The 26,606-nt window shown below is 73.0% G+C and carries 18 protein-coding genes; 4 read left to right on the top strand and 14 right to left on the bottom strand.

Features of this window, described 5'->3' with window-relative positions; translation table 11 throughout:
• Positions 1-80: 80 nt before the first annotated feature.
• The 6 genes from KZQ38_RS11590 to KZQ38_RS11565 form a co-directional block, all read right to left on the bottom strand.
• On the bottom strand, positions 81-1,445 hold the full coding sequence (locus tag KZQ38_RS11590; RefSeq protein ID WP_219441045.1) for a M28 family peptidase: 1,365 nt from the start codon (positions 1,443-1,445) through the stop codon (positions 81-83).
• Positions 1,446-1,782: 337 nt separating this feature from the next.
• On the bottom strand, positions 1,783-2,013 hold the full coding sequence (locus tag KZQ38_RS11585; protein ID WP_219441043.1) for a hypervirulence associated TUDOR domain-containing protein: 231 nt from the start codon (positions 2,011-2,013) through the stop codon (positions 1,783-1,785).
• Positions 2,014-2,034: 21 nt separating this feature from the next.
• Positions 2,035-3,219 carry an RNA-guided endonuclease InsQ/TnpB family protein gene (locus KZQ38_RS11580; RefSeq protein WP_219441042.1) on the bottom strand — a complete coding sequence of 395 codons (1,185 nt, stop codon included), beginning with the start codon at positions 3,217-3,219 and terminating at the stop codon, positions 2,035-2,037.
• Entirely contained in the window at positions 3,216-3,644 is a 429-nt protein-coding gene (tnpA, locus tag KZQ38_RS11575) for an IS200/IS605 family transposase (RefSeq protein ID WP_443706237.1), read from the bottom strand. The genes KZQ38_RS11580 and tnpA overlap by 4 nt, the downstream gene beginning before the upstream one ends.
• Before the next feature lie 170 nt (positions 3,645-3,814).
• Entirely contained in the window at positions 3,815-4,687 is an 873-nt protein-coding gene (locus KZQ38_RS11570; protein ID WP_219441040.1) for a bifunctional DNA primase/polymerase, read from the bottom strand.
• A 165-nt stretch (positions 4,688-4,852) separates the two neighbouring features.
• Positions 4,853-5,851 (bottom strand): alpha/beta hydrolase, encoded by a 999-nt coding sequence (locus tag KZQ38_RS11565; protein WP_219441038.1) that lies wholly within the window; start codon positions 5,849-5,851, stop codon positions 4,853-4,855.
• Between the two features lie 365 nt (positions 5,852-6,216).
• Between KZQ38_RS11565 and KZQ38_RS11560 the strand changes: the two genes are divergently transcribed.
• The 3 genes from KZQ38_RS11560 (at position 6,217) to KZQ38_RS11550 (ending at position 12,245) form a co-directional block, all read left to right on the top strand.
• A complete protein-coding gene (locus KZQ38_RS11560) occupies positions 6,217-7,092 on the top strand; it encodes an SAM-dependent methyltransferase (protein ID WP_219441036.1) in 876 nt (291 codons plus the stop codon).
• Positions 7,089-9,170, top strand: coding sequence for a putative bifunctional diguanylate cyclase/phosphodiesterase (locus KZQ38_RS11555; protein ID WP_219441034.1), 2,082 nt, complete (start codon positions 7,089-7,091; stop codon positions 9,168-9,170). The genes KZQ38_RS11560 and KZQ38_RS11555 overlap by 4 nt, the downstream gene beginning before the upstream one ends.
• Positions 9,171-9,242: 72 nt before the next feature.
• The gene (locus tag KZQ38_RS11550) at positions 9,243-12,245 is read left to right on the top strand and encodes an ATP-binding protein (protein ID WP_219441032.1); all 3,003 of its coding nucleotides are present in this window, start codon (positions 9,243-9,245) and stop codon (positions 12,243-12,245) included.
• A gap of 37 nt (positions 12,246-12,282) precedes the next feature.
• Here KZQ38_RS11550 and KZQ38_RS11545 read toward each other — a convergent pair whose 3' ends face one another.
• From KZQ38_RS11545 to KZQ38_RS11530, 4 genes are all read right to left on the bottom strand, one after another.
• On the bottom strand, positions 12,283-13,125 hold the full coding sequence (locus KZQ38_RS11545; RefSeq protein WP_219441030.1) for an ABC transporter permease: 843 nt from the start codon (positions 13,123-13,125) through the stop codon (positions 12,283-12,285).
• Entirely contained in the window at positions 13,122-14,072 is a 951-nt protein-coding gene (locus tag KZQ38_RS11540; protein ID WP_219441028.1) for an ATP-binding cassette domain-containing protein, read from the bottom strand. The genes KZQ38_RS11545 and KZQ38_RS11540 overlap by 4 nt, the downstream gene beginning before the upstream one ends.
• 12 nt (positions 14,073-14,084) lie before the next feature.
• Entirely contained in the window at positions 14,085-14,633 is a 549-nt protein-coding gene (locus KZQ38_RS11535) for an NADPH-dependent FMN reductase (RefSeq protein WP_219441026.1), read from the bottom strand.
• A 339-nt stretch (positions 14,634-14,972) separates the two neighbouring features.
• A complete protein-coding gene (locus KZQ38_RS11530) occupies positions 14,973-15,323 on the bottom strand; it encodes a hypothetical protein (RefSeq protein WP_219441024.1) in 351 nt (116 codons plus the stop codon).
• Between the two features lie 417 nt (positions 15,324-15,740).
• Between KZQ38_RS11530 and KZQ38_RS11525 the strand changes: the two genes are divergently transcribed.
• On the top strand, positions 15,741-16,622 hold the full coding sequence (locus KZQ38_RS11525; RefSeq protein ID WP_219441022.1) for an NAD(P)-dependent oxidoreductase: 882 nt from the start codon (positions 15,741-15,743) through the stop codon (positions 16,620-16,622).
• A gap of 343 nt (positions 16,623-16,965) precedes the next feature.
• Here the strand turns inward: KZQ38_RS11525 and KZQ38_RS11520 are convergent, their stop codons facing one another.
• The 4 genes from KZQ38_RS11520 to KZQ38_RS11505 are packed head-to-tail and all read right to left on the bottom strand — an operon-like array spanning position 16,966 to position 26,133.
• Positions 16,966-17,694 carry a G1 family glutamic endopeptidase gene (locus KZQ38_RS11520; RefSeq protein ID WP_219441020.1) on the bottom strand — a complete coding sequence of 243 codons (729 nt, stop codon included), beginning with the start codon at positions 17,692-17,694 and terminating at the stop codon, positions 16,966-16,968.
• 3 nt (positions 17,695-17,697) lie between these two features.
• Positions 17,698-18,957: a hypothetical protein gene (locus KZQ38_RS11515; RefSeq protein ID WP_219441018.1), complete on the bottom strand. Its 1,260-nt coding sequence runs from the start codon at positions 18,955-18,957 to the stop codon at positions 17,698-17,700.
• Between the two features lie 24 nt (positions 18,958-18,981).
• The gene (locus tag KZQ38_RS11510) at positions 18,982-22,899 is read right to left on the bottom strand and encodes a hypothetical protein (RefSeq protein ID WP_219441016.1); all 3,918 of its coding nucleotides are present in this window, start codon (positions 22,897-22,899) and stop codon (positions 18,982-18,984) included.
• 15 nt (positions 22,900-22,914) lie between these two features.
• Entirely contained in the window at positions 22,915-26,133 is a 3,219-nt protein-coding gene (locus KZQ38_RS11505; protein WP_219441015.1) for a hypothetical protein, read from the bottom strand.
• Between the last annotated feature and the right edge of the window lie 473 nt (positions 26,134-26,606).

Raw genomic sequence — 26,606 nt, 5'->3', positions numbered from 1 at the left:
TTCGTGGTGGGGCGCGCCGAGCCGCGCGCCCCACCCCTCAGCGGCTAACTAGTGGGGGTAGTCCATGACGGCACCTCCCTTCACGTCCGCAGGTCGTCGTTGACGGCGAAACGTCCCACCGCCCACGCCATCGCCCGCATCGCCTCGCCCAACGCGCCCACGTGCACGTTGGACAGGTCGTCGCAGGGCTGGTGGTAGCAAGGGTCGTACGGCTGCCCGGCCGTGCCGCCGAACACCGCGGCCTCCTCGGCGGTCTTGATGCCGCGCACCCCGCCGAACGCGCCGCCGACCGGGACGCCCGCACGCGCGAACGGCTCCTGGTCGGACCGGATGTCGTTCTGGTCGGCGGTGCGGAACGGCAGGTGCTGCACGCGGTAGCCGTCGGACAGCACCTCCTCGACGGTCCCGGAGCCGGCCGGTCCGGGCGGCGCACCGGTACCCGCGTGGTCGCTGTCGTCGCCGTCCACGACGAACCGCACGTAGTTCGGCGAGGCGATCAGCTCCCAGTTCAGGTACAGCCGGATCGCGGCGAGCTGCTGCGGCGTGCGGGTCGCGACGTAGTGGGTGGAGCCCAGGTTCACCAGCTCCTCCGCGCCCCAGAACGCGAACCGCACCTTGTTGGTCACCTGCCGCTGGTGCGGCGCGAGCCGCACGGCGGTCTCCAGCAACGCCGCCACGCTGGTGGCGTTGTCGTTGACACCGGGCCCGTCCGCACCGCTGTCCAGGTGCGCGCCCGCCATCACGACGTGGTCCGGCCGGCCGCCGGCGGTCTCGGCGAACACGGTGACCGTGGTGTCCTGGACGGCGTGACCGCGCAGCTCCAGCGTCGCGGGTCCGGGCGTGAGGGCTTCGGCGGCGCGCTGGCTGACGAACCCGACCGGCAGCGGCGAACCGGTGGCGCGACGGCGGATGACGGTGTCCGGCACCGGGGACACGTCGTAGAGCAGCAGCGCCCGCGCGCCGGCGTCCCGGGCGGCGGTCGCCTTGTCACCGCTGGTGCACGTGCCGGACGCGACGACGGCGATCGCGACGCCCGCCGGGTAGTCGGTGGCGGCGCACCCGGCGCCCGCCGCGCGGTCCAGCCGGCCGGTGACCACGCCCGACGGCACGAACTGCGCCATCAGCACCCGCACGTCACCCGGAGCGGTCAACTCCTCCGCGTCCACCCGGAAACCCTCGTACGGCACGGGTTCGGTGTGGACGCGGTACCCGGCGCGGGTCAGTACCCGTTCGACGTGCTCGCGGGAGCGCTCGAAACCGGGCCGTCCCGCTTCGCGGTTGCCACCGTTGGCCCGCGCGATGGCGTCGAACGCCCGGACCGACGTCATGGCGTCCGGTGTGCTCACCGCCGCCGACAACGTGCGGGCGAGCCAGGTGTCCGTCATGCCGGTGGCGGGTTGGCCGCCCGCGAGCACGATCGCCAAGGCCAGCGCGACACTGCGCATCAGTCCCCCCGGAGAACTCGGTCCGGGGGCCAGTCTGCGGCAGACCGGCGAGGTGAATCTTTGCCGATCCGCGCCGACTTCTTGGCGTTCCGCGACATGTGCGGGCCCGCGTCACGCCGCACCTGCCACGCCTACCGCCATTGGTGTGAACGGGAAGCCCATGCGGAAGCCGCCGACACCTACATCCCTGTGCCAGGCGGAGCGGGGGATGCGTGGTTTCAGCCTGCTCGGAGGAGTTTCCGCGCGGGTGATCCCGGAGCGGACCGGCGCGCGCAGGCCGCCCCCGGTGCGCCGGAGCGGGCGTGGGAGCGACGCGGGGCGCTGACCGCGGTTCCGGTCAGGTGTCCTTTCGCAACGCGGTCGCCTTGTGCACCGCGTCCTTGCCGCTCTTCGCGCTGCGGACGCGGTACTGGGGCTCGTCCGCCGAGGCGCGGACCTGCCTGCCGGCGGCCTCCGCGTCCTCGGTGATCTCCTCGACCACCTCGCCGTGCACGGTCTGCCCGTGGCTGGACCAGGTGACCTTGTCGTCGCCCTGTCGCCCTTGTGCGGTTTCTTCGTGACTGCTCACACGCCTGAAGGCGCGTGCTTCTCACGCCGCTGGTGCGGTGTGACCAGAGCCCAGCCCGGCCCTGGTGTGGACGTTGTGTGCCCCGTTGAGGTCGGCGTCGATCGGCCCGCAGCGGGGGCAGATGACGGTGTCCTGGCGGGGGCGGGTGCAGCGGGTGCCGCACCGGTGGCAGTCGATACTGGTGTAGGCGGGGTTCACGAACACGACACGTCGTCCAGCTTCTTCCGCTTTGGCGACGAGGGTGTTCGCGAACCGGGTCCAGCCCGCGTCGAGGATCGACTTGTTCAGTCCGGCCTTGGCGGCGGCGCCGTTGGGCAGGTACCCGCCGGTGCCGTCGGGTCGGGGTTGCGGGGCGCGGGTCATGCCCGCGACGTTGAGGGTTTCGACCGCGAGCACGTCGTAGGCGTCGACGAGGGCGCGGGCGGTCTTGTGGTGGAAGTCGTGGCGCTGGTGGCGGACCTTGCGCCACCGTTTGGCCAGGGCTTGGCGCAGACGCCGGGTGTTGCCGGAGCCGCGTCGGCTGCGGGCCTTGCGGCGTTGCAGTTCGGCGATGTCGCCCGCGGCGGCGGCCAGGAACCGCGGGTTGTCCACGACCTGGCCGTCGGAGGTGGTCAGGAACCTCGCCACGCCGACGTCCACGCCGACGGTGTGGCCGGCGGCGGGCAGCGGTTCGGGCTCGACGTCCACGACGACGATCACGTACCAGCGTCGGTGCTCGCGCTTGAGCTGGAGCGTCTTCACGGTGCCGCGCACCGGACGGTGCTGACGGACCTTGACCGTGCCCACGGCCTGGAACCGCGCGAATGCCCAGCGGGCGCCCGGCTCGGCCGGGCTCCACTTGGCACCGTCTCGGTCGACGAACACCACCTGGTCGAACCGGTTGTGGGGCTTGAACCGCGGGTAGCCAGCCTTGCCTGTCTTCACCCTGGCGAAGAACGAGCCCATCACCGTGTCGACCCGGCGCAGCGTCTGCTGCTGGGCGGTGAAGGAGTGCCGTCCCTGCCCGGTCGGGTCGACCCGGCGGATCTCCTTGAGCTGCGCGGATTGGTCGCCGTAGCGCACAGTGGTCTTCGAGACGTGCCGCCAGGCGTCGCGGCGCTCCTGCAACGCTGCGTTGTAGAGGTCGCAGTGGTCGCGCAACAGCCGCACCGCCCGCACCTCCTGCGGTCCGGTCGGGTAAGCCCGGAACTTGTAGGTCCGCCTCACGACCCCGGCTCCTTGCGCCAGGGGCGTTCCCGCTGGGTGTCGATGTACTGCTGCACCGTCTGGGCGCTGACCGCACCGACGCTGGCGGCGAAGTACGACGAGGACCACAGCGTCGGCAGCCGGGACCGCAGGTGCGGGAACTCCTCCCGCAGGGCCCGCGAGGTGAACCCCTTGAACTGGTTCGCGACGTACGACGCCGACGACTTCGGGTCGTGCTTGACGAACAGGTGCACGTGGTCGGGCATCACCTCCAGCGCGACGACCTCCCACCCGTGCTCGGCCGCCTTGGCGCGGACCAGCTCGTCCAGGCGTGCCGCGACCCGGTCGACCAGCACCGCACGGCGGTACTTCGGGCACCACACCACGTGCAGCCCGAGGTCGTACACGCCACCGGAGAACCGACGCACCTTCCTGGTCGTGACCACCCAAAAATTATACACGCACTATACAACTAATAGTCGGGAAGAGGTGGCGAAGACGACCGGCGGCTCCGTAGCGGCGATTAACCCCGCAGCTGAAGCAGCGGGTCCCCTCGCCGAAAACTGATGGGTCCGATGCTGCTCCGGAACACCGGGCTGCGCTGGACGATCAGGGCTCAGCCAGCGCGGCGGTCGGCGGAGATCCACCGGGGTCGCCGCCTGCCGTAGGCGATGCCGTCCCGGATGGTCCGCTCCACCTCGCGCGCCGTGCACCCGTCCACGCCGACGTGACGGGCCGAGGCGTCCAGCAACACGTGCCACGCCTCGCCCTCGGCCAGTTCACCCGCGCCGACCAGCCGACCGAGCGTCCACGCCGCCCGGAACAACGCGTCGTGCCGCGACCCGGTGCGCGCCGACGCCACCGCATGCGCCTCGCCCTCCACGATCGCCCGGAGGTACGCCGTCGCCCGACGCCGGGAGAGCCGCATCGGCGGCGCCGGTTCGACCGGTGGCGGTGCCAACGCCGCGGCGAGCCAAGCGGGCAGGTCCGCGACCGGGGCGCGGTGGACCACCCGGTAGTCACCCTCGGGCCGCCGGGAACCCGCGCCGACGACGTAGCCGCCGCGGCCGCGGGAGTCGACGCGCCACCCCACCCGGCCCGCCGTGTTCCGCAGCTCGACCCCCGCCGGGGCGCGGAAGTAGAGGTGGCGGCCACGCGGCGTGGCCACGGTGTGGGTGTCGAGCGGCACCGGCGCGCCGGCCTCGGCCGCGAGCAGCGCCAGCACGTCCGCACCGTGCCGCGCGCCGGCGAACCGCTCGGGCGGGTGCTCGCCGCGGCCGTCGTCCAGGTCGACCACCAGCAGGCCGGACCGGCCGACGGCGATGCCGACGTTGCGGCGGCGGTCGGCCCACCACCGGCGGATCAGGCGGGGATCGGTGGTGGCCCGCTCCTCCCACGCCCGGATCACCGGTGTCTTGCCGCCCGGCACGAGCGGGAAGACGTGCCACCCGCGTGCGGCGGCGGCCAGGGCCGCGTCCACGGGCGTCATGACCGCACCCGCCGGACCGCGTCACCCGCGGCACCACCCGCGCCCCTCGACCCCGTCCACGACATGGCAAGCCCCCTCCGCCGCTCGGCGTCGGGGGAAGCGCGCCACGTCCCATCATCCGCCGCGGCCGGGGGCGCGAACAGGTGCGTCCGGAGGAACCGGCCGTCAGCGCTCGACCTCCTCCGCCACCCAGGCGGCGACCACCGCGTAGTACCGGGCCGCGTCGGGGGCGAGGTTGATCGAGTGGCCGTAGCCGGTCACCACGTGGGTCCGCAGCGGCGCGGTGAAGTACGGCGCCTCGGCCTCCCGCAGGGTTTCGGCGGTCGAGCAGTTCGTGGCCAGCGGACCGCAGACGGCGGTGTCCTCGCTGCCCACCACGGACAGCACGGGCACGTTGATCAGCAGGCTGTACGGCGGCAGCACCGTCGCGGCCAGGCCGTCGACCGCTTCGGTCGGCGAGAACACGTCCTTGGTCGCCTCCTCCAACTCCCGCAGCGGTGCCGGCAGCGGTCCCGGCGCGTGGAAGCTCTCGTACCGCTTCCCGGCGGCCGTGGTGAGGTAGCCGAGCGGGTGCAGGACGCCGAACTTCGGGTCCAGGTTGGCCGGCACGAAGTTCGCGAACGCGCCCACCACGCCGCCCGGGTTGACGCGGTGCGCGATACCGGTGAGCAGGACGCCGTCCACGTCGTGGTGCGCGCCCGCCACGAGGACGCCGATCGCCGCGCCGAGCGAGTGACCGCCGATGACGACCCTGGTGAACGCCGGGCCGTACGCGCCGGACCGCAGCCCCTGGACGACCTGGTGCACGGCGGCGGCCTGCGCGGTGGCGGTGAGCGTCGCGGCCACCGGGCGCGAGCTGCCCCCGGTGCCGAGGCGGTCGAGGGCGAACGTCGCGAAACCCGCCGCGTTCTGGGCGGCGCGGAACGAGTGCGCGCCGTCCGGGTAGTCCCAGTAGGCGCTGTTGTAGGTCGCGCCGGGCACCAGGACCTCGACGGTGGTCGCGCCCCGACCCGGGGTGCAGAGCCGGCCGTGCACGGTCTCCGGCGACCCGAGCACGGTGACCGGCGCGTGCACGTCGCGGCACGTGGTCGCGGCGGCGGCGGGCGGCGCGGTGAGGGTGGTGGCGGCGGCGAGCAGTGCCGCCGCGGCGAATGAGTGGCGCAAGGCGAGTACGGCCTCCTTCGTTGCGAAATCACGTCCGACGACCGGATGTGCAACCCACTCCACCCGGAATCAACGGCGTGACCGGCCACTGACCAACACCTTGCGGGTCTTTGTGGAAAACAACCGGCATCGCAATTCACGGGTCACGCGAAGTCAGGCGCCCCACCACGGCGAACCGTCGGAACGCGATGTGTTTTCCCAGCTCAGCGCGGTGGCATGACACATAGAAAGGTTCATATTCACCACCACCAGGCACACGGCCGGGATTGACCGCGAGCACTCTATGCGCCGTTCGGACGCAATGGGATCGCGCAATCGAGTTAAGTTCTCACACCGGCTGGTGCACGACCACGCGAAGCGGTTGGATGTCCGGGTTCACTACTGGAGCGGAGCAGGCCGTGACCGACCTCGGCTGGGTGCCCGACGGCATCGACACCAACGTCCCCAACGTGGCCAGGACCTACGACTACCTCCTGGGCGGCGCGCACAACCTGGCCGTCGACCGGGAGCTGGGCGACCGGGTGCTCGACGCGCTGCCCGGCGCCCGGCGGATGGCGCGCATCAACCGCTCCTTCCTGCGCCGCGCCGTGACCCACCTGGTCGCCTCCGGCGTGGACCAGTTCCTCGACCTCGGTTCCGGCATACCCACCGCGGGCAACGTGCACGAGGTCGCGACCCGCGCGCGGGTCGCCTACGTCGACTCCGAACCGGTCGCCGTGGCGCACGCCCGGCTGCTGCTCGCGGACGTCGACCGCGCCACGGCCGTCCAGGCGGACCTGCGCGACCCGGACGACGTGCTGTCCCGCCCCGAGGTCGCCGACCTGCTCGACTTCGACCGGCCGATCGGCCTGCTGTTGCTGCTGGCGCTGCACTTCGTGCCCGACTCCGACGACCCGTGGGGCGTCGTGGCCCGCTACCGCGACCGGCTCGCGCCGGGCAGCCACCTCGTGGTGACGCACGCGACCGCCGACCGCCGCACCCGCGCCATGCGCGACGTCGCCGACTCCACCGCGCGCACCCGGGAACGCCTGCACTACCGCACGCGGGCCGAGGTGACGCGGCTGTTCGCGGGTTTCGACCTGTTGGAGCCGGGCGTCACCGGGTTCGCGCTGTGGCGGCCGGAGGGCGCGGGCGACATCTCCGCGGACGCGGACGACAACGCGGTGGCGTACGCGGGGGTCGGCGTGAAGCCGACCGCGCACCCGACACCGGATCACCGGGCACGGGGGACGCTGACATGACCGCCGCGCTGCCCCGGGACGGGGACGCGCCGCGTGCCCGCGCGAAGCTCGCGAAGAAGTGGACCTACCTGCTCAGCTCGCGGGCCTTCGTGCCGCTGACCAACCGCGACCTGGAACGCCACCTGCTCGGTTTCGTGGAACGGCTGTGCGCGGGCGTCGGCGGCGAGGCGCCGGCGCACCGGGTCGGCCGCGAGGTCGGCGTGGCGCTGGTCGACCTGGACTGCGCCACGCCGGACTGCCTCCAGTGCACCGTCGAGGTCGTGGGCCGGGGCCTGCTCGCCATGGGCGGGTCGCGCGAGCGCGTGGCCACCGCGGTCGCCGCGCTGGCGGCGGGCTTCGTGGAGCGGGTCCGCGCGGTCACCCTGGCGCAGCAGGAGCAGCTCGGGCGCTCGCTGCACCGGGCGATGCGTCAGGCGCAGGTGGAGCTGGAGGTCGTCCGGGCGCACCACGACGTCGTGGAGGGCCACACGTCCACCGGCATCGCGACCACGGACCCGCGGGCGCGGGTGGTGCGCGTCAACGCCGCCCTCGGCCGGATCGTCGACCGCGCGCCCGGAGCACTGGCCGGGACGTCGCTGTTCGACCTGGCGCACCCCGCCGAGCGCGACGGCATCCGGGCCGACTACGCGCAGCTGACGCGGGGCGGCACGACGTCGATCACCCAGCCGCGCAAGCTGCTGCGCGCGGACGGCGAGACGGCCTGGGTGACGCTGACCCTGTCGCCGCTGCGCCGCCACGAGGGCGGCGACCGGGTGGTGGTGCTCGCCGAGGACGCCACCGACGTCAACCTGCTCCAGGGGCAGCTCAACCACCAGGCGCTGCACGACGTGCTGACCCGCCTGCCCAACCGCCAGTTCTTCACCAGCCGGCTGGAGCAGGCGCTGCGCACCGCGGACCCGGATACCGGCGTCACCGTGTTCCACCTCGACCTGGACGGTTTCTCCGCGGTCACCGGCGGCCTCGGCCGCGAGGTGGGCGACCACCTGCTGAAGGTCGCCGCCGCCCGCCTGGAGGAGGTGGTGGCGGAGGAGTCCGCGATGGTCGCGCGGTTCGGCTTCGACGAGTTCGCGATCCTGGTGGAGAACTCACCGTCCACACCGGACGTGGTGACGACCGCGCGGCGGATCAACGACCGGCTGGCCGAGCCGGTGGACGTGCGGGGCGGGCGGATCGCGTGCACGGCCCGGATCGGCGTGGTGCACCGACCACCGCGTCACGCGTCGCCGGAGGACCTGCTCGACTCGGCCCACCTGGCGTTGCGCCGCGCCAAGGGCGGCGGGCGGCGGTGGGAACTCGCCGACCCGGTCCGGGACCGCCTGGACCGGCGGGTGCTCGGCCTGGCCGCGACGCTGCCCGGCGCGTGGGAGGGCGGTGAGGTCGTCGTCCGGTACCAACCGCTGGTGGCGCTCGAAGACGAGCGGCTGGTGGCGGCCGAGCCGCGGCTGCGCTGGGACCACCCGGAGCTGGGCGAGGTGCCGCACGAGCGGTGCTTCGCGCTGGCCGAGGACATCGGGCTGGTGGTGCCGCTGGGTACGTGGGCGTTGCGCGCGGCGTGCGCGCAGGCGCGGTCGTGGCGCGAGTTGGGCCGGGACCTGCCGGTGCGGGTGTCGCTGGCCCACGCGCAGGCGACCGACCCGGACCTGGTGGCCGTGGTGCGGTCCGCGTTGGCGGACGACGGGCTGCCGCCGGGATCGCTGTGGCTGGGCGTGCCCGCGGACGTGGTGCTCGGCGACGGCGAGGCGGCCGACGGCCTGCGTGCGCTGGCGGACGCCGGTGTCGGCGTCGAGGCCGACGGGTTCACCGCCGCCCCCGCGGACCTGACGCGGGTGGCGGGTTCGCCGGCGCGGGCGGTGCGCATGTCCCGCCCGCTGACCGACCGGCCCGAGCCGCTGGTGGCACGCGTGCTGGCGGACCTGACGGCGGTGGTCCGGGAGGCGGGCGTCGGGGTGTCGGTGACCGGTGTGGCGACACCGGCCCAGGCCCGGTGGTGGCGGGACGCGGGCGCGGACACCGCGTGCGGCCCGCTGTACGGGCCGGCCGGTCCGCCGGAGGACCTGGGCCCGCGTTCGAACACGTGACCGAATTTCCGGTGCCGAATTCACGTCATCCGCCCGTTTCGGACACCCGGATGGAGTAGGTTCGGGACCGTCATGCGACTCATCGGACGGGACCACCCCGGTGCGGTGCTGGATGCCGAGGTCGAGCGCGCGACGCGCAGCCACGGCGGTCTGGTGCTGGTGGCGGGCGAGGCGGGCATCGGCAAGACCGCACTGGTGACCGGCGCGGCGGACCGCGCGCGGCGACTGGGCGCCCTGGTGCTCGGGGGCTCCTGCTGGGACTCCGGTTCCGCGCCCGGCTACTGGCCGTGGGTGCAGGTGGTGCGGGCGCTGCGCCGCACCGCGCACCCCGAGGAGTGGGCGCGGGTCGACCACGAGTGGCTGGCGGTGCTGCTCGGCGAGGCGCCCGCCAACCAGGGGCCGGAGGCGTTCCCGCTCTACGACGCGGTCACCTCGGCGCTGGTCGCGGCGTCGCAGCGGCGGCCGGTCGTGGTGGTGCTGGAGGACCTGCACTGGTCGGACGCCGCGTCGTTGCGGCTGCTGGAGTTCGCCGCGCAGCACACGTGGTTCGAGCGGGTGCTGCTGGTCGGCACCTACCGGGACGCCGAGGTCGAGGCGGACGGGCACCCGCTGGCCCCACTGATGACGCCGCTGGTCAGCCGGGCCACGTCGGTCACCCTCACCGGGCTGACCGAGACCGAGGTGGGCGAGCTGATGGCGGGCACGGCGGGTCGCGCGCCGGCGGCCGAGCTGGTCGCCGAGGTGCACCGGCGGACCGGCGGCAACCCGTTCTTCGTGGAGCAGACCGCACGCCTGTGGCAGGGCGGCAGCCCGGTCACCGCCGTGCCGCCGGGTGTGCGGGACGCGGTGCGGCGCAGGCTGTCCCTCCTGCCCGCGCCGGTCGGCGACCTGCTGGCGTCGGCCGCCGTGCTCGGTCGCGAGTTCCACCGGCGGGTGCTGGCCGCGACCGCCGCGCGCCCCGTGCCGCACGTGGACCGGCTGCTCGACCAGGCCGTGCAGGCGCGGCTGGTGCGCGCGCTCGGCGCGGGCCGGTTCGCGTTCACCCACGACCTGGTCCGCGAAGCGCTCTACGCGGGGCTGACCGACGTGGCCGCGCGGCACGCCGCGGTCGCGACGGCGTTGGCGGGCGACTTCGCCGAGCACGCCATCCCGGCGGACCTCGCCCGGCACGCGCACCTCGCGGGCGACGAGCTGCCCGAGGACCGCGCGGTGGAGCTGATCGTGGCCGCCGCGCGGGACGCGAGCAGCCGGATGGCCGTGGACGAGGCGGCCGGCCACTACCGGCGCGCGCTGGAGCGGACCGCCGATCCGCACCGCGTGCTCCGCCTCGAACTGGAACTCGCGCACGAGCTGTTCCACTGCGGCGACCCGGTGGAGTCGACCCGGCACTTCGACCGCGCGGTGCGGCTCGCCCGGTCGTTCGACGAACCCGAGCCGATCGCGCGGGTCGCGCTGCTCCGGTTCCGCTACGCGGAGGCCGACGAGGAGGGCGCGGCGTTGATCCGCGAAGCACACCGGCGCCTCATCGGGCCGCCGCCGGACGAGCCGGCCGACGTGGTGGCGCGCCGGCTCGGCGCGCGGGTGGCGCAGCTCGCCCGGGACGGGCAGGACGACCCGGCGCTCGCGGACAGCCTGTGGGCGGAGCACGACACGACGTGGGGCCTGGGCACCGCGCGCCGGCGGCTGGCGTTGACCGGCGAGCTGGGCGAGGTGGCCCGCCGCATCGCGGACCGCACGTCCGAGCACTACGCGTCGTCCCTGCGCTGGGTGGCCATGGTCGAACTCGGCGACCCCGCCTACCTCGACCAGCTGCGGGTGTTCGTGGCGAACTCCGAGCGGTGGGCGTTGCCGAAGTTCGCGTTCGCGGCGGCGGTCGACCAGGGCATCGTCGCGGCGTTCCGGGGCCGGTTCACCGAGAGCGACGCCCACCTGGCGCGGGCGGGCGCGCTCGCCGCGGCCGAGACCGGCGGCTTCCACATGATGCACACCCACCTGTGGTGGGCGCGGTACCTGCTCCAGGGCCGGTTCGAGGACGTGGACCGGCTCGACCTGAGCCGCTACCCGTACCCGGAGCTGCTGCGCGGCATCACCGCGGTGTCGCGCGGCGACCTGGAGACGGCCCGCGCGTGCCTGGCTTCGCACGACCCGCAGGACGACCGGTTCCAGCGCATGTTCGAACCCCTGTGGCAGCGGCTGCGCGCGCAGTACGCGCACGCGGCGGGCGACCGGGAGCTGGCGGAGCGGGTGCGCGCGGAACTGGCGCCGCACCGGGGGCACTGGCTGGTCTCGGTCTACGGCTGCGACATCAGCGGACCGGTGGACCTGTGGCTGGGCCTGGTGGACCTCGTGCTGGACCGGTGCGACGAGGCCGTGGCGGAGCTGACCGCGGCACACCGGTCGGCGGAGGCGATGGGCGCGCGGCCGTGGGCCGTGGAGTCGTTGCGGCACCTGGCAACCGCGCGGCGGACCCGCGGCGCGGCGGCCGACGACCTGGCGCGGCGGGTGGTGCGCGACGCCGCGTCGCTGGACCTGCGGCACCTGGCGGATCACCTGCCGCCCAACGAGTTCCGCCGTGACGCCGACGTGTGGTCGCTGACCTACGGCGGCACGACGGTCCGGATGCCGGACTCCAAGGGGCTGCGTGATCTGCACGTCCTGCTGAGCCGTCCCGGCAGCCCGGTGGCGGCGGTGAGCCTGCTCGACCCGGAGGCCGCGCCGTCGGCGCGGCTGGGTGGTGACCCGGTGCTGGACGACGAGGCGAAGGCCGCCTACCGCCGCCGGCTGGAGCGGTTGGACGAGGAGATCGACCACGCCTTCGACGACGAGCGTGCCGCCGCCCTCGACCGGGAACGCGCGGCGCTGCTCGCCGAGCTGCGCGCGGCGGCCGGGCTGGCGGGCCGCACGCGGAGGCTCGGCGACGAGGCGGAGCGGGCACGCAAGGCGGTCACCGCGCGCATCCGCGACACCCTGCGCAAGCTCGACGGCCGGCACCCCGAACTCGCCGCGCACCTGCGTGAGCACGTGTCGACCGGAGCCACGTGCGTCTACTCCGGACCGGACCACTTCCGGCTGTGACCGGGGAGGCCGCGTGGCACGCGGCCTCCCGCACCGGTCACTTCCGGTTGTACAGCCGCATGGTCAGCGTGCCGAACACGACGGTGAACACCACGCCGTAGACCAGCGTCCACGTGGTGGCCGAAGCGTCGAACTCGCCCGCCATCAACGCGCGCACGCTCCGCACGAGCAGCGTGATCGGGTTGACGTCCACGAACGCCTGCAACCAGCCCGGCATGGTCTCCGGGTTGACGTACACGTTGGACAGGAACGTCAGCGGCATCAGCACGAACATGCTGACACCCATCACGGACTTCTCGTTGCGCATCAACAGGCCGAACATCGTCCACACCCACGAGAACGCGAACGAGAACGCGACCAGCAGCGCCACGCCGAGCACCACGCCGACGAACCCGCCGCCGGGCCGGAAGCCCAGGACCAGGCCGACGACCATGATGACGATCGACGCCAGCACGTAACGCAGCAGGTCGCCCAGGATGTAGCCCACCATCGGCGCCGGCCGCCAGATCGGCAGCGTCCGGAACCGGTCGAACACGCCCTTCGCGATGTCGGTGTTCACCGCGACACCGGTGTACATGGTGATCATCACGACGCTGGTGACGGTGATGCCCGGCAGCAGGTACTGGAGGTACTCCCCCGGCGAACCGGCCAGCGCGCCGCCGAACAGGTACGTGAACATCAGGATCATCATGATCGGGAACGCGGTGACGTCGAACAGCTGCTCCGGCACGTGCCGGATCTTCAGCACGGCCCGCCACCCGAACGTCAGCGACGCGGACAACGCGCTGGGGCGCGTCGGCTGGTCGTCGTCGAGCAGGACCTCGGTCAGGTTGTTCGTGTCGGGGGCGGCGAGCGCCTCGATGTCCTCGGTGACGGTCACGCCGCCGCCTCCTTCTGCTTGTCGGTCAGGGCCAGGAAGACCTCGTCCAGGCTGGGCTGGCCGAGGGAGAAGTTGTCCACGGTGATGCCCTCGCGGGACAGTCGCGCCAGTGCTTCGGCGGCCTGCTCGGCGGCCCGCCCGGACAGCCGCGCCGTGAGCGCCACCGGGTCGGCGTCGAGCGACACCTCCGCGTCCAGCACGTGGGCGAGCAGGTCACGTGCCGCGGGCCGCTGGTCGGCGTCCCGCAGCCGCAGGTGCACCGAGCCGACGCCGACGGACGCCTTCAGCTCGCCCTTGGTGCCCTCGGCGATGACGCGGCCGTGGTCGATCACCGCGATCCGGGACGCGAGCTGGTCGGCCTCGTCCAGGTACTGGGTGGTGAGCAGGACGGTGGTGCCGTGCGCGACGACCGCGCGGACGATGTCCCACACCTGGTTGCGGCTGCGCGGGTCGAGGCCCGTGGTCGGCTCGTCCAGGAACAGCAGCTTCGGGGTGTTGAGGATGCTGGCCGCGATGTCCAGCCGCCGCCTCATGCCGCCCGAGTAGTGCTTGACCTGCTTGCCCGCGGCCTCGGTGAGTCCGAACGCCGACAGCAGTTGCGCGGCGCGGTCCCGGGCGCGTGCCCGCGGGTGGCCGATCAGCCTGCCCAGCAGGAGCAGGTTCTCGGTGCCGGTCAGGTCCTCGTCCACCGAGGCGTACTGGCCGGTGAGGCTGACCAGGCGGCGCACCGCGTTCGGGTCGGCGCGCACGTCGTGGCCGAAGATGCGTGCCTCCCCGTCGTCCGGGCGCAGGAGCGTGGCGAGCATCTTCACCGTCGTCGTCTTGCCCGCGCCGTTCGGGCCGAGGAGGCCGTACACGGTGCCGGCGGGCACGGTGAGGTCGACACCGTCCACCGCGCGGGTGTCGCCGAAAACCTTCACCAGGCCGGAGGTTTCGATCGCGTTCAAGTTGTTCCCCTCTCAGGAGACGTAGGGGCGGGCCTGCCGCGCCGCGCGCAGCGCTTCGGCCCACCAGGTCAGCTGGTCGAGCATCGCGGTGGCCGCCCTCCGGCGGCGCTCGTCGTCCAGCGGCCCGTCGTCGAGCAGGTTGACGCCCACGCCGTCGCGCATCGTCATGACGTGCAATTCGGTGAAAACCGCGCGCAGCTGCTCCACCGCGTACATGCCCGCCGACCGGTAGCCGTAGGACACGAACCCGGCGGGCTTCGCGTGCCACTCGTCGTAGGCGTAGTCGATCGCCTGCTTGAGCGACGCCGGGAAGCTGCGGTTGTACTCGGGCGTGACCACCACGAACCCGTCCGCGCGCGCGACGCGGGACGTGAACCGCAGCACCGCCTCGGTCGGCCGGTCCGGGTACGCGGCGGGGAAGTCGTAGTCGACCAGGTCGACCAGGTCGACCTCGGTGTCGTCGCGCCGCGAGGCGAACTCCGCCACCCAGTGCCCGATCGCCTCCCCCTCCCTGGCGCGGCGCGTGCTGCCGATGATCACGGCGATGCGCAGCGGTCGCATGGCCCACCTCCTCACACCTGTAGGGCGCGAGACGTCCCGCCAGACCGGAACTAGCAGCACGCCAGAAGACGCGCGAACGCGCTCGGCGATGCTAGCGGCGGGGTACGACAATTCCCGGTGCGAGGACATCGCGGGTGCGCGGGACCGTGCCGGCGCGGTGTCGAGCCGACCCGATCCGCGGGCGCGGGAAGTCCTTCGCCAACCGACACTTCGCAGTACATGTCAGCTCACCGCTGCGTTTTCAGCCACACGGCCAACCCGCCCGCGCCTGACACCCGCGAGCACTCCGCGTGACTCGACAGCTACCTTGTCGGTTCGGCCCAGATCTGCCAGGTGCTGTTACAGCTCCCCCGAGCCCCCCACGCCTTTCAACAACACATCGGGATCGGGGATGCGGTACGTCGGCAGCTTGGCTGCCGGCCACACCTGGTCGAACGGCACGCCGGTCTGCTGCTCGGCGACAGCCGGCGATGTCGCGCGCAGCTTGCCCACCTCGAACGGCACCTCGGCGGCCCAGTCAGGGACGACGTCACCGGGATCGTCGGTGCCGACGCGCATGGGGTCGAAGGTCGCGGTTACGGTGCCGTCGCCGGCCTCGGTGATGCGAAACAAGCCGTTCACGTTCCAGTGCACCGAGAAGAACGTCGCACCGTCTGCCGAAGCGCAATGGGCCTTCACCTGGCGAACCACCAACGAAACAACACAGGTACGCGCGTTCGTCCAAGCAGCCCTCGACCACGCACCCGACACCAGCACACAGAGCCGTCCCGCGGCGAACCCCACCTGACCGAACCTCCGGCAACCGGCAGGAGCGAAGGTTCACGACACGACCAGCCAGGCCGTCCGCAACGGCCTGGTCCCGTCTAGCGGACGACGACCTACCCACCGCCGCTTCCTGACACATCCGGCCGCGACAGCGTGAATCGGGCCTCCACCACCAAGCTGCCGACACGTCTCCTGCCGGGTGACGATGCTCCGGCCACCCCTGAAGCTCGCTCTCCCTGCGCGGGCATACGAGGGTTCAAGCGCCCGCTTCGCGGCATGGCGGTGGGTCGCGGTGAGTGACCGGCTTGACCTCCAGAATGGTCGAAGTTCCAAGATCGTGTCATGGTCGAGATCGAGAAGCCATCAGCCAGGGTCGCGGTCATCGGTACGGGGGCCGTCGGTAGTGCGGTGGTGTGTCGGCTGCTTGACGGTGGGCACGAGGTCACGGTGTACAACCGGACTCGGAGTCGTGCTGCTCCTCTGGTGGCCGCGGGGGCGCTGCCGGCGCGGACGCTCCGGGAGGCGGTGTTGTCCAGTCCGCTCGTCCTGCTGACGCTCAAGGACTACGCGGCGGTACAGCAGTGCCTCACCCACCTGGACGCGGACCTGTCCGGGCGGACGATCGTCGGAATGCACACCGGCACTGCCGACCAGGCGCGGCAAGCCGCAGAGCGGGTCGCGAGCCTGGGCGCGCGATATGTCGACGCGGGGATCCAAGCCTCGCCCGAGATGATCGGCACCGGTACCGCGACGATCTTGTACAGCGGTTCCCGCCACGCCTTCGAGCAATACGGGTCGGTCTTGGAACTGCTGGGCACGCCACGCCTGGTCGGAGAAGCACCGGAGGCGGCCGCGGTCTGGAACCTCGCCCTCTTCGGGGTGTGGTATGACGCCCAACTCGGGCTGCTTCGAGCCCTGGACACGGCACGCGAGGCCGGCATCGACGTGGAGCAGTTCGCCCGGACGGCGAACACCCAACTCAACCACGTGGTCGCGGCGGTCCCCGCCACCGTGTCGGAGATGCTGCACGCCTCCTACCCGGCAGGTCCCGCCAACCTCACCGAGCACCTGACGGTCGTCCGCCACCTCGTGGAACTACGAGCCGGGGAACGTCTCGGTGACGGTGGACTACCGGAGGTAGCGGCGAGGATCGAGGCGCTCATCGCGGCCGGCCGCGGCGCCGAGGGGTTGACCGCGATCATCGGACAACGCTCCGCCGGCTGACACCCGCTCATCGGCAGGAGCGGACGTTCGCTTGACGAGGTCGGTGACGCGACGCCTGCCCGCACACGTCCGGCGCGGCTGCTGCGCTCCTCGCGGTGCTACCGGCCCGAGTATGGCGACATCGACCTCGTCGGGCGAACCCCGCGACCGGGCTGGGCTACACGGTCGCCCGCACCATCGGTGAGGCGATGCACATGGGCGCCCGGCACAACCGGGTGACCTCGGGCAACCGCATCGAGCAACGGGTGGCCGAGCGGCGCGCGGTACAACGTCGGCTCGACGGCCACGGCGCCCTGGAGACCCCATCGGCTGCCGGGGCAGGCTGTGGTGGAGGACGTGGGGATCACTCCCGGCGCCAGAAGACGGGGAAGCCGTCCTTCCCGGCCGGTGTCGTGGCGATGGAGCCCGGTTCGGCTTCGATCAACATGTCCTTGCTGTCGAAGGCGCGCCACTTCTCCGGGTTCGCCCGGCTGATCGGCAGGCCGTCGACGGCCACGCTCTGGAACGAGACGTTGCCGAAGTCCGGGTAGTTGTGCGCGGGCGATTCGACCACGGCCTCCGCCGAACTCGGCCCCACCTCGAGGTTGTCGTAGGTCTTCGAGAACTGCCAACCCTTCGTGGTGTTGCTGACGGTGACGACCCAGGTGGTGCGGCGGTCGTAGGACACGCTCGCGACGATCCGGTCGTTCGTGTCGACCGCGTTGCGCACCCTCACGGGCGGGGACGGGGTGCCCTGGGGGCGGACGGCTTCGTAGAACGCGTAGTGGCGTGGACGGCCGTCAGGGGTCTTGCAGTCCGTCACGGTGCCGCCCTGGACCAGCCAGTCGTCCGTCGGGGTGCCGCCGCCGAGTCCGACCCACGCCGCGTAGAGGTCCTTGCTGTGCTTGCACGTCACGGGCGGCACGGTCCACTCCGCGTAGACGGAGCCGAAGAAGTGCGTCGGCCGGGAGTCGTTGCGGGCGACGTAGCCCGCCCAGATCCCGAAGTCGCGCGGGTCGATCGCGGCCCGGGCGGGCGGGGTGGTGAGCGTGGTCGCCAGGAGGGCGGCTGCCAAGGCGGTGGTCCGGCGCATCGGTCACCGCCGCCCGGACGTGGCGGCCCAGATCGCGCCGCCCGCGTACGTCGCCGAATAGCCCAATAGCGCCGCCAACCCCTCGGCCGCCCCTCCGCATGCCGCGACGCCATCCGCACCCGTGACGGCGGTGCACAACGCCCGGGAGCCGGCGGCGAAGGTCACGGCCCGGCCCGGCACGGGGCGGCCGGCGGTGGTGTCGGTGAGGGTCGCGGCCAGGCTCGGGCTGCCGCCGACCCGCACCGGGGCCACCGACAGCGCGGTCGGGTACGGGGTGGTGGGTGTGGCGAACAGCGACGCCGTCACCCGCGCGCCGGACGCCATGCGCGGGAACAGGTAGAGCAGGGCGGAGTCGGCCCCGGAACCGGTCCGCGTGCAGTCCGAAGCGGACGTGCTGACGTCGACCGTCGGATCGGTGCGGTAGGAGCCGAACGGCGCGCCCACCGCGCGTGGCCAGCAGGCGTACTTCACCGACTCCGGCGGGGTCGGGGTCGGGGTGACGCGGGACGGCCCGGCGCCGGTGAAGCCGGTGGCCGACGTCGGCGCGGCCGGGTCGCGGTCGTTGTCCGCCGCGGCGAAGCTGTTCGCCCCGGTGAACGTCTGCTCGGTGGTGACCGGAGTCGCGAACGGCCGGTAGCCGCCGCCCTCGGGCACCTGCTGGATGACCGGGCCGTCGTCCCGCCCGTTGGCCACGTCCCACAGGTACTGGACCTGGAAGGTGTCGGCGGTCGCGCCGTCGACGCCGGTGGTCACCTCGACGCTCGAATCGGCCACCGTCGTCCCGTGCACCACGATGTCCTGGGTCACCGTCGCGGACGCCTCGGTGGTGTAGACGGACCAGGTGACGCGGGACGACGTCGGCCCGACCCGCACCACCCGGGGCGAGCGGTCGTCGAGGGACACCTCTCCCGGCTGCGTGAGGTACGGCGACTGCACGTTGTCCTCGCGCCGCACCAGGTTCCGCACGGTCATGAAGCTGGTGCCGGGCACGCCGTCGCCGAACAGGACGTTCAGCCCCGGCCCGGCGGGGTGGTCCGGCCCGGTCAGCACGGTGAAGCCGCCGATGCCGAAACCCTGGCGCTGTTGCAGGTGGACCTGGAAGATGCCGTTCCCGAACCCGCCGGGTGGCAGGGCGGCGGCGCGGGCGTGAACCACGCCCGCCTTCAGCTCGGCCGCCGAGCGCTCGGCAGGCACAGCGGACGCGGTGGACGCGCCGAGCAGCACCGCGAGCGCGGTGCACAGCAGTGTTGGCAACCGGTGCACGGGTTCTCCTTCGACGGTGCTGTTCTAAAGCTCCACGGCGTCGGCGTAGACCAGCCGTTCGCCGCCTTCCCGGGGTTTCTCGGTCTCCTCCACGACGAGCCGCAGGGGGCGGCTGCCGCGGGGCGCGGGCAGGGTGAGCGTGCCGCGCCAGAACGTCTGACCGCCCGACACCTCGCGCTCCAGCACGACGGGCGCCGTGCCCGAGGACCAGCGGACGTTGCCGCTCAGCGCGGGATCGGCGGTCTGCACGGTCGCCGTCACCACGGCCGCCGTGCCTGCCTTGACCTCGGTGTAGCCGACACCGACCACGGTCACGGCGATCCGGGTGGCGTCGGTGTCCACGACGGTGAGCGCCCGGTCCGGGTCGAGCTGCGCGAACTGCGCCTGCACCACGGTGGACAGCTCTACGCCGTGCAGCGACACCGGTTGGTACCGCGCCAGCGCGAGCCGGATGAACGGGCGGTACGGCGCGGGCTGGGGCGGGGTGAGCACGACGTCGCAGAACCACAGCCCCCGCTCGGTGTCGTACACCACGTCGTGCGGCGCGACCGACACGGTGGCGTCGGCGATCGTCTCGTCCTTCTCCCCCTCGGCGAGCGCCAGCCCCGATCTCGGGTGGGCGGCCAGCGGGAAGTCGGTCACCGCGGGCGGGCGGGTGACCGCGGTGGACCGCCAAGCCGGGTCCTGCGCCCACCGCGTGGTGTACCGGGTGAGGTCGGCGGCCCGGGACCCGTCGTCCGCGGTGAGCACACCGAGCTGCTCGCCGTCGCCGGACGAGTACCAGGGTCGGCGCAGGAACACGCGCAGACCGTTCCCCTGCCGCGTCCGGGTGATGCCGCGCTCGGAAGTCTCGGTGCGCCAACCGAAGGTGGGCACGACATAGGCCACGTCCGGTGCGGTCGGGCGGGCCGACGAGGGCACGTCGACCGTCACGGCGACGCCCGCGCTGGTGATCGGCGGTGGCACGTGGGCCACCTCGACCTCCGCCCCGGACGGGATGGCGTCGCCGACCCTGCTGATGGTGCCCGCCGCGTAGTCGACCGCGTAGTCGGCGCCGCGCACGTAGGTGATGTCCTTGCCCCGCACGATGTCCGTGCCGGGTGCGATGCCGTCCGCCACCTTCACGGGCTCCACGCCGGTCGGCCGCACCTTGGCGCGCTCCACGAAGCACTCGGCGAACCGGGTGGTGCCGATCGGGGTGTAGGTGACCTTGCGGTGCTTGGTGTCGTGGAACTCGTGCGTGCGGTCCACCGGCAGCAGGGTGTCGGTGGGGTCCGCCGATTCGGCGACGACCTGGAACGCGTGCGCGCTGCCCGGCCGGTTCACCGGCGCGGGCCGGTCGGGCAGGTCGACCCACTCGGTCCAGGTGGCCTCCAGGTCCACCTTGCCGGTGCTGGCCCGGTCGAACCGCAACTGGTCGATCACCCTGGCGTAGGTCTGCCCCGGCAGCCGGACGGCCACCGGCTTGGCGAAGACCGGCGGCGACACTGGCCGCTTGGTCGCGTGCACGAGGGTCAGCGTGCGGTACGGCGTGAGCAGCCACATCCGGCCCAACACGGCGGAGTCCCGCAGGGAGTCCAGCGTGGTGCCGGGCGGCGGCGTGACCTCGCCGGAGCGCACGGCCCGCACGAGCCACGCCCACTGCCCGAGCAGCGCCAGGTCGGCGGCGTCGACGCGGCTGCGGTAGCGGACCTCGAACGTGCGCCCCTTCGGCACCCGGACCGTCAACACCCGGAACAGCGCGTCGAAGTCCGGTTTCCCCTCACCTTCGACCAGCCGCACCCGGAACGGCCGCGCGTCCGGCCACGCGCCGAGCAGGCCGAAGTCGAAGTCCACCGTGACGACCTCGTCCGCGCCCGTGCCCGGCAGCCCGGTGAAGGCCGCGCCGCGGCTGAGCACGTCCGGCAGGTAGGGCACGGCGAGGCGGTCGGTGTCGAAGAACGGGATGCCGTACGAGTCGCCGTCCGGTGTGCCGCCCCGGTCGAACGAGCCGGTGTCCCGTTCCCGGATCAGGTCGTAGGCCGCCTTGTTCATCCCGCCGGGCATCAGCGGGTTCGGCGGGACGTCGAACAGGCCGTGCTGCTCGGCCATCAGCTGGGAGATCCGGGTGGGCGCCAGGTGGCGCTGGCAGTCCGCGGCGGGCGGGGTGTCGACGTCGCTGCGCAGCACCATCCGCTCGGCGGACTCGCCTTCGGTGCGCGGCTTGCGGAACAGCACGGTCGGCGCGGCGACCGGCTCGAACCGGTAGTAGGTCACCGGTTCGCTCGCCCCGGTGTCCCCCGGCGGGTCGGCGACGGTCGGCCCGTTGCCCGCGAGGTCGGCGGTGCGCGCGCGGAACCGGTAGGTGCGCCCGAAGCGCAGTTTGGGCAGGGTGCCCGGCTTCGCCCGGAACGCCGTCCGGAGGTCGAAGTGCTCGCCCGGCGCCGTGCTGCCGCCGTCGACGACGCCGCCGCCGTTGTCGATCGCCCGGCCCGGCCGGGGTGCGACCAGGCTGTAGCCGGTCCAGCGGACGAGCGACTCGTGCAGGTAGAACGTCCGGCTCGCGTCGTCGGACTGCGTGGTGTGCGCGGTGGTGACCACGCCCTCGTCCGAGGCGGCGACCTCGGCGCCGGCGAAGGTGTAGACCCCGTCGCGCAGGCACAGGCTGTGCCACTTCCCCGTGGTGTCGTCACGGACGTCGATCCGCAGGCCGCGCGTGATGTCCTCGGCGAACAGGTGTTGGCCGCCCTGCAACGCCTGCGCCTGCACGACGGTGGCGAAGACCCGCCGCGCCCGGCCGGTGTGGTTGATCGACAGCCCGCCGCTCTGGAGCGCGGGCGGCGGTTCGGCGTCCGGGCTGTCCGGCGCGGGACGGCGGTCGGGGTGCTCCCCGATCGTGGTGCGCGACATGGTCTCGGCGAAGGCCAGGAGCTTGACCGCCGCCGCGTCGGTGTCCAGTTCGGTGACGTCGAAGTCGGCGGCATCGAGCCGGAGCAGACCGCCGGCGACCAGCGCGTCGCGTGCGGCGGGCGTGAACGTCGTGCCGGTGATCACGCATTCGGTCACGGTCACCACCGGCGGCAGCGTCTGGACTTGACCGGGATCGGCGCGGGGCGTCCACACCGGGGTCACGGACACGCCGACCGGGCCTGCCGGGACCGGGTCCGGCAGCGGGACGCGCAGGTCGTGCACGAGGCCCAGCAGGCGCAGCAGCGCGGGGTACTGCCCGAGCGCGCCGAGCACCAGGTGGAAGTCCGGGTTCGGCGCGGTGACCGGGCCGTCGCCCGCCGTGTCCCGCGGTCCGCCGGGGTTGTGCTCCGGCCTGCGGTCGTGGAACTGCTCGGCCAGCAGGAAGTTCAGCTGCTGCGCCGACAGGTCGGCCGTCCTGGCCAGTTCCTCGGCGGTGCGGCCGTCGAGGACGTGCGTGGCGGCCAGCACCTCCCGCAGCCGCGCGACGGCGGCCCGCTTGGCCTCCGGGGACAGCCAGGTGGTGTGCAGGAGGTAGGTCGGCTTGCCCTCCCCGTCCCGTCCGCGCGGCTCCGAGTAGTCGTCCAGCCTCGGGTGCTCGGCCGGGTTGTGCGCGGCGATCGCCGCGTACTGCCCGCGCACGAAGTGGTGCACGCCGCGCACCGGGTAGGACCGGACGTACGTGGTCTCCGGCGTGATGTCCGGGGCGCCCCGGTGGTCGGTCACCGGCGCGTTGTCGCGGAACAGCTTCCGCCACAGGTCGGCGCGCCGGCCGGGGCCCGCCGGGGTGGCGCGGACCGGCGCGGCCGTGCCGATCCGGACGTCGAACGCGATCGGCGTGTCCGGCCAGGCCAGCAAGTCCGGGAAGGTCGCGAGCCGGTCCGAGCCGACCAGGCGCGGCGTGAGGTAGGCGGACAGGAACAGGAACGGCCGGCCGTCGACGGCGCGGACACCGTTCGGCAGCGCGGTGCTCACCAGGGTCTGGGTCGCGGGCATGGGTCGTCCTCCCCGTCAGGCCGCGAAGGCGTCGCAGTAGGTGTGCCAGTCGTCGCGGCCCATCAGGTCCCCGAACTTCGGCGGCGCGGCGGCGGCCCGGCCGTCGGTCAAAGCGGTGGACGGCCCGGCGAAGCTCTTGTGCACCCGCAGCGTCACCGACTTGTGGAAGAACAGGATGTCGATCTCGACGGTCAGCGAGGCCTCGCCCTCCACCCGGTTGCCCTCGCTGGTGTAGCTCAGGCCGAGGTAGAACTCGGCGGAGATGGTGATCAACCCCAGCACCGACAGCTGCCCGTTGGCCCGCAGGTAGCCGGTCAGCGTGACCAGTTCGCGGCCGTCGGTCAGTTCGAGCTTGAAGTAGATGCCCGCCAGCACGGAGACACCGCCGCTGGCGACGCCGAGGTTGAACGCCACCGAGCCGCCGAACTCGATCGCCGCCTCCAGCATCTCGAACCCGTCGGCACCCACCGCGAGCGCGAAGAACCCGCCGCCGCCGAACAGCGACACGGTGAGCGTGAACGGCTGTTCCCGGCTGCAAAAGGCGAACCGGGCGCGTGCCGGGCCGCCGTCGAAGGGCAGGTGCAGCGCGGCGCTGAAGGCCAGGTGCTGGAGCGTGAACACGCCGATCGCGACGTCGGGGATCGCCAGCGTCCAGCCGGCCGAGATGCCGACGGGCTGGACGTCGACGGCGGGCCCGCGCCCGGAGCTGACCAGGAAGCGCTGCAACGTGTTGACGAAGTCGAGCGGCCCCTTGAAGGCCACGCCCGCCAGCTCGACGTGGATGTTCGGCTTGGCGTTGTCCCTGGCCTCGAACGCGAACCGGCGGAACGTGAGCTTGACGAACGACAGCACGGGGTCGTCGCCCTTGACGAGTTCGAGCGCGAAGTCCCGCAGGTCGCCGGTCATCACGTAGGTCGTGGCGCCGTCGCCGAGGGCGGTCCTGGTCTCGCCGTGCAGGGTGAGGCTCGTCGTGCGGCCGTCGTCGGTCTTCGGCCAGAACACGCCCGCGGTGAGCCCGGACGGCAGCCGCGGCGTCCAGTCCACGGTGGTGCTCACGGCCTCCGGCGGCTTCGTCACGTCGCCGTCGGGGTGCACCCTGGTGGTGACGATCCGCGGGCCGCTGTCCAGGTCGAGCCGGATCGGCTTGGTCGGGTCGACCGGGTCCACGCCTCCGATGAGGTCGCCGATGCTGATCCCGCCGAGCAGCTTCGCGCCTTCGGCGAAGAACTTCTTCGGGTCGAACCGGCCGTTGCGGACGATGTCGGTGACCACCTCGGCGGGCCCGGACAGCGGGCCGAGCGCGCGGGACAGGCCGCCGATCACGAGGTCCGGGCTCGCCACGCCGCCCACGTTGGCGACGACCGAGCCGAACTGCGCCGCCACCTCGCCGCCGGTCGGCAGCGTCGCGCCCGGTGTCGCGAGCTTGAGGACCAGCTCGCCGACCTGCGCCACGGTCCGCTGGACCCGCGCGAACGCCTCGCCCTTCACCCGCTCGAACGAGCCGGCGACGTAGTCCGGGTCGTACCCGATGGCTGCGGTGACCTCCTTGCCCACCAACGTCTCCACCGACGGCAGCCGGACCTCGGCGGCGAGCATCCGCGGCACGAAGTTCGGTTCCGCCAGCCACCGCCACGGTCCCGCCGGGTCGCCCGCGGCGCTGCTGAGGTACATCGCGGCCGTGGGCAGCACGGTGGAGCCCTCCGCCGGCGCGGCCCGAGCCGCGGGGTTGCCGCCCGCCGGCGGCGCGAAGGCGACCTCCTGACCGCCGAGCGCGTGGGTCCGCCGCGCGCCGAGGTCACCAGGCCGGTAGCGGTCGGCGCCGAACACCGCCCGCAGCTCGGCCAGCGCGTCGCCCGCGTAGGCGTCCTCCACGTGCACGAACGCCAGGAACGCGGTGAACTCGACGCGGTTGCCGGCCCAGTCCGTGGCGGCCATCGGGAACGGGATGTCCCGGCGGTCCGCGATCGGGTCCGCCGAGCCCTCCGGCAGGTACTGCACCCAGAACGTGCGCGCCTCCGACGTCGGCGGCTCCCCCGGCTTGCGCGCCGGGATCTTCTCCGGGACGGGCGCGAGGTTCGGCGTGGCGGCGAGCAGGATCCGCACCGACGTGAAGGGGAACGCGTTCTCCGAGTAGTCCTTCACCGGCTGCTGCACCCGGATGTGGGCGCGCTGGATGAGGTGCGCGGCGCCGTCCGGCATGATCTGGCGCTCGGTCTCGGTCACCAGCACCGCGCGGTGCCCGTACGGGAACAGGAAACCGCGCTCCTCGATGCGCACGTAGTTGTCCCGGCCGAGGGAGGAGCGGTGCCGCCACTGGGCGATGGGCAGGTCGCCGCCCCACTCGCCGGCCAGCTCCACCGACGAGCCCTGGGCGCTGAGCAGCAGCAGTTCGGCCTTGACCGGCTCGACCGCGTTGCTCTGCGACACCAGCCGCTTCGGCACGTCCCGGTTGCCGCCGTACCCGATGAGGCTTTTGAACTTCGTGTCCGCCGGCACGTCGTCGGCCGCCACCGCGCGCACCGGGTTCGGCCCCCGGAACGGGTCCGGCCTGCCCCGCTCGTCCCGGGCGGCGAGCCGCGTGTGCCACAGCTCGGTCCGGCCGCCGGCCTCGACCGGGTGCCGTACGTGGGCCCACGACGCGACCTGCTCGGGCGTCAGGTGCAGCCAGTCCACCAGCCTCAGGTCGGTCTGGAGTTCGGTCGGCGCCTGCTGGGCGCCCTCGGCGAGCACCGGGACGACCCGCATGACCCAGCCCGACCAGTCGAGCAGCCCGTCCTCGGTGTAGGGCAGCGCCTTGACCGTCGGCGGGACGAGGAACGCGATCCGACTCGGCTCCACCGCTTTGGTCAGGACCTCACCCGGCGCGGGCAGCGCCTCCGGCGGCGGCGGGCTGCCGCCCTGGGTGGAGACGAACGTCGTCTCCTCCATGAGGTGCTGCGAGTCGAACCGCACGACGACCAGGGACTGCCGCGTGCCGTCCACCACCACCAGCGTCGGCGGGTCGGAGGCGTGGGACACCTGGAGGTTGTAGAAGTCGTAGTGCAGCTTCAGCATGTCCTCGCGCCGCAGCAGGTCCAGCCGCAGCGTCGGCTCAGCCTCCTGGACGAACGACGCCAGGACCGACGACCCGCGCGGCAGACCGGCCAACAGCAGACCACCGCCACCGACCACGAGGATCGTCCGGCGGGACACCGCCCCGCCCTCGCCTCCGCGCCCGGCTTCCGAAGACGGCATGGCACTCCCCATCTCGCCCATGCGCTGCCTCGCCGCGGAACTCGGTGGGCCATCGGTACGTCTGCTCGGGAGGCGTGCCCCGTCCCCTTGACTTGTGGTGAAGTTCTCGCCTCGCGCTCGCCGACCCCCGGCCCGACACCGTGCACCCCTGGGCAACCCCAGCGCCCCCCACACCGACGATCCGCCGGTGCGCTGTGCTTGCGGGAACGTACCGCCGTGACCGGCGTCACGGCTACGGTCTTTTCGCCGACGCGAACCTGATTCACCCGATCGTGCAACTCGCCGGTCGAGGGTGAATAACGGCGCCGCCACGGTCCTCGGGTGGACGACGAGGAGGAGAACGGCGAGCTCGGCTTGGACGAACCGCCACGCGCGGAGCCCCCGGCCGAGTGACGCCGGCGGGACGTCCGCAAGCCGCCGGCACAGCCGCGTCAGGTGCTGCATGCCGGCATCGACGTCGACGAACTCCGGAT

It is taken from the genome of Saccharothrix obliqua, assembly GCF_019375475.1.
GTDB classification, from domain to species: Bacteria; Actinomycetota; Actinomycetes; order Mycobacteriales; family Pseudonocardiaceae; genus Actinosynnema; species Actinosynnema obliqua.
Note: the sequence above shows the minus strand (reverse complement) of the source record. Positions and strands in the feature narration are given on the sequence as shown.

Excerpts from the sequence above, each read along its gene's own strand:
- KZQ38_RS11535 (WP_219441026.1), bottom strand. The coding sequence starts at position 14,633 with ATGCGACCGCTGCGCATCGCCGTGATCATCGGCAGCACGCGCCGCGCC.
- KZQ38_RS11590 (WP_219441045.1), bottom strand. The coding sequence starts at position 1,445 with ATGCGCAGTGTCGCGCTGGCCTTGGCGATCGTGCTCGCGGGCGGCCAA.
- KZQ38_RS11505 (WP_219441015.1), bottom strand. The coding sequence starts at position 26,133 with ATGCCGTCTTCGGAAGCCGGGCGCGGAGGCGAGGGCGGGGCGGTGTCC.
- KZQ38_RS11550 (WP_219441032.1), top strand. The coding sequence starts at position 9,243 with ATGCGACTCATCGGACGGGACCACCCCGGTGCGGTGCTGGATGCCGAG.
- KZQ38_RS11520 (WP_219441020.1), bottom strand. The coding sequence starts at position 17,694 with ATGCGCCGGACCACCGCCTTGGCAGCCGCCCTCCTGGCGACCACGCTC.
- KZQ38_RS11525 (WP_219441022.1), top strand. The coding sequence starts at position 15,741 with ATGGTCGAGATCGAGAAGCCATCAGCCAGGGTCGCGGTCATCGGTACG.
- KZQ38_RS11560 (WP_219441036.1), top strand. The coding sequence starts at position 6,217 with ATGTCCGGGTTCACTACTGGAGCGGAGCAGGCCGTGACCGACCTCGGC.
- KZQ38_RS11570 (WP_219441040.1), bottom strand. The coding sequence starts at position 4,687 with ATGACGCCCGTGGACGCGGCCCTGGCCGCCGCCGCACGCGGGTGGCAC.
- KZQ38_RS11510 (WP_219441016.1), bottom strand. The coding sequence starts at position 22,899 with ATGCCCGCGACCCAGACCCTGGTGAGCACCGCGCTGCCGAACGGTGTC.
- KZQ38_RS11555 (WP_219441034.1), top strand. The coding sequence starts at position 7,089 with ATGACCGCCGCGCTGCCCCGGGACGGGGACGCGCCGCGTGCCCGCGCG.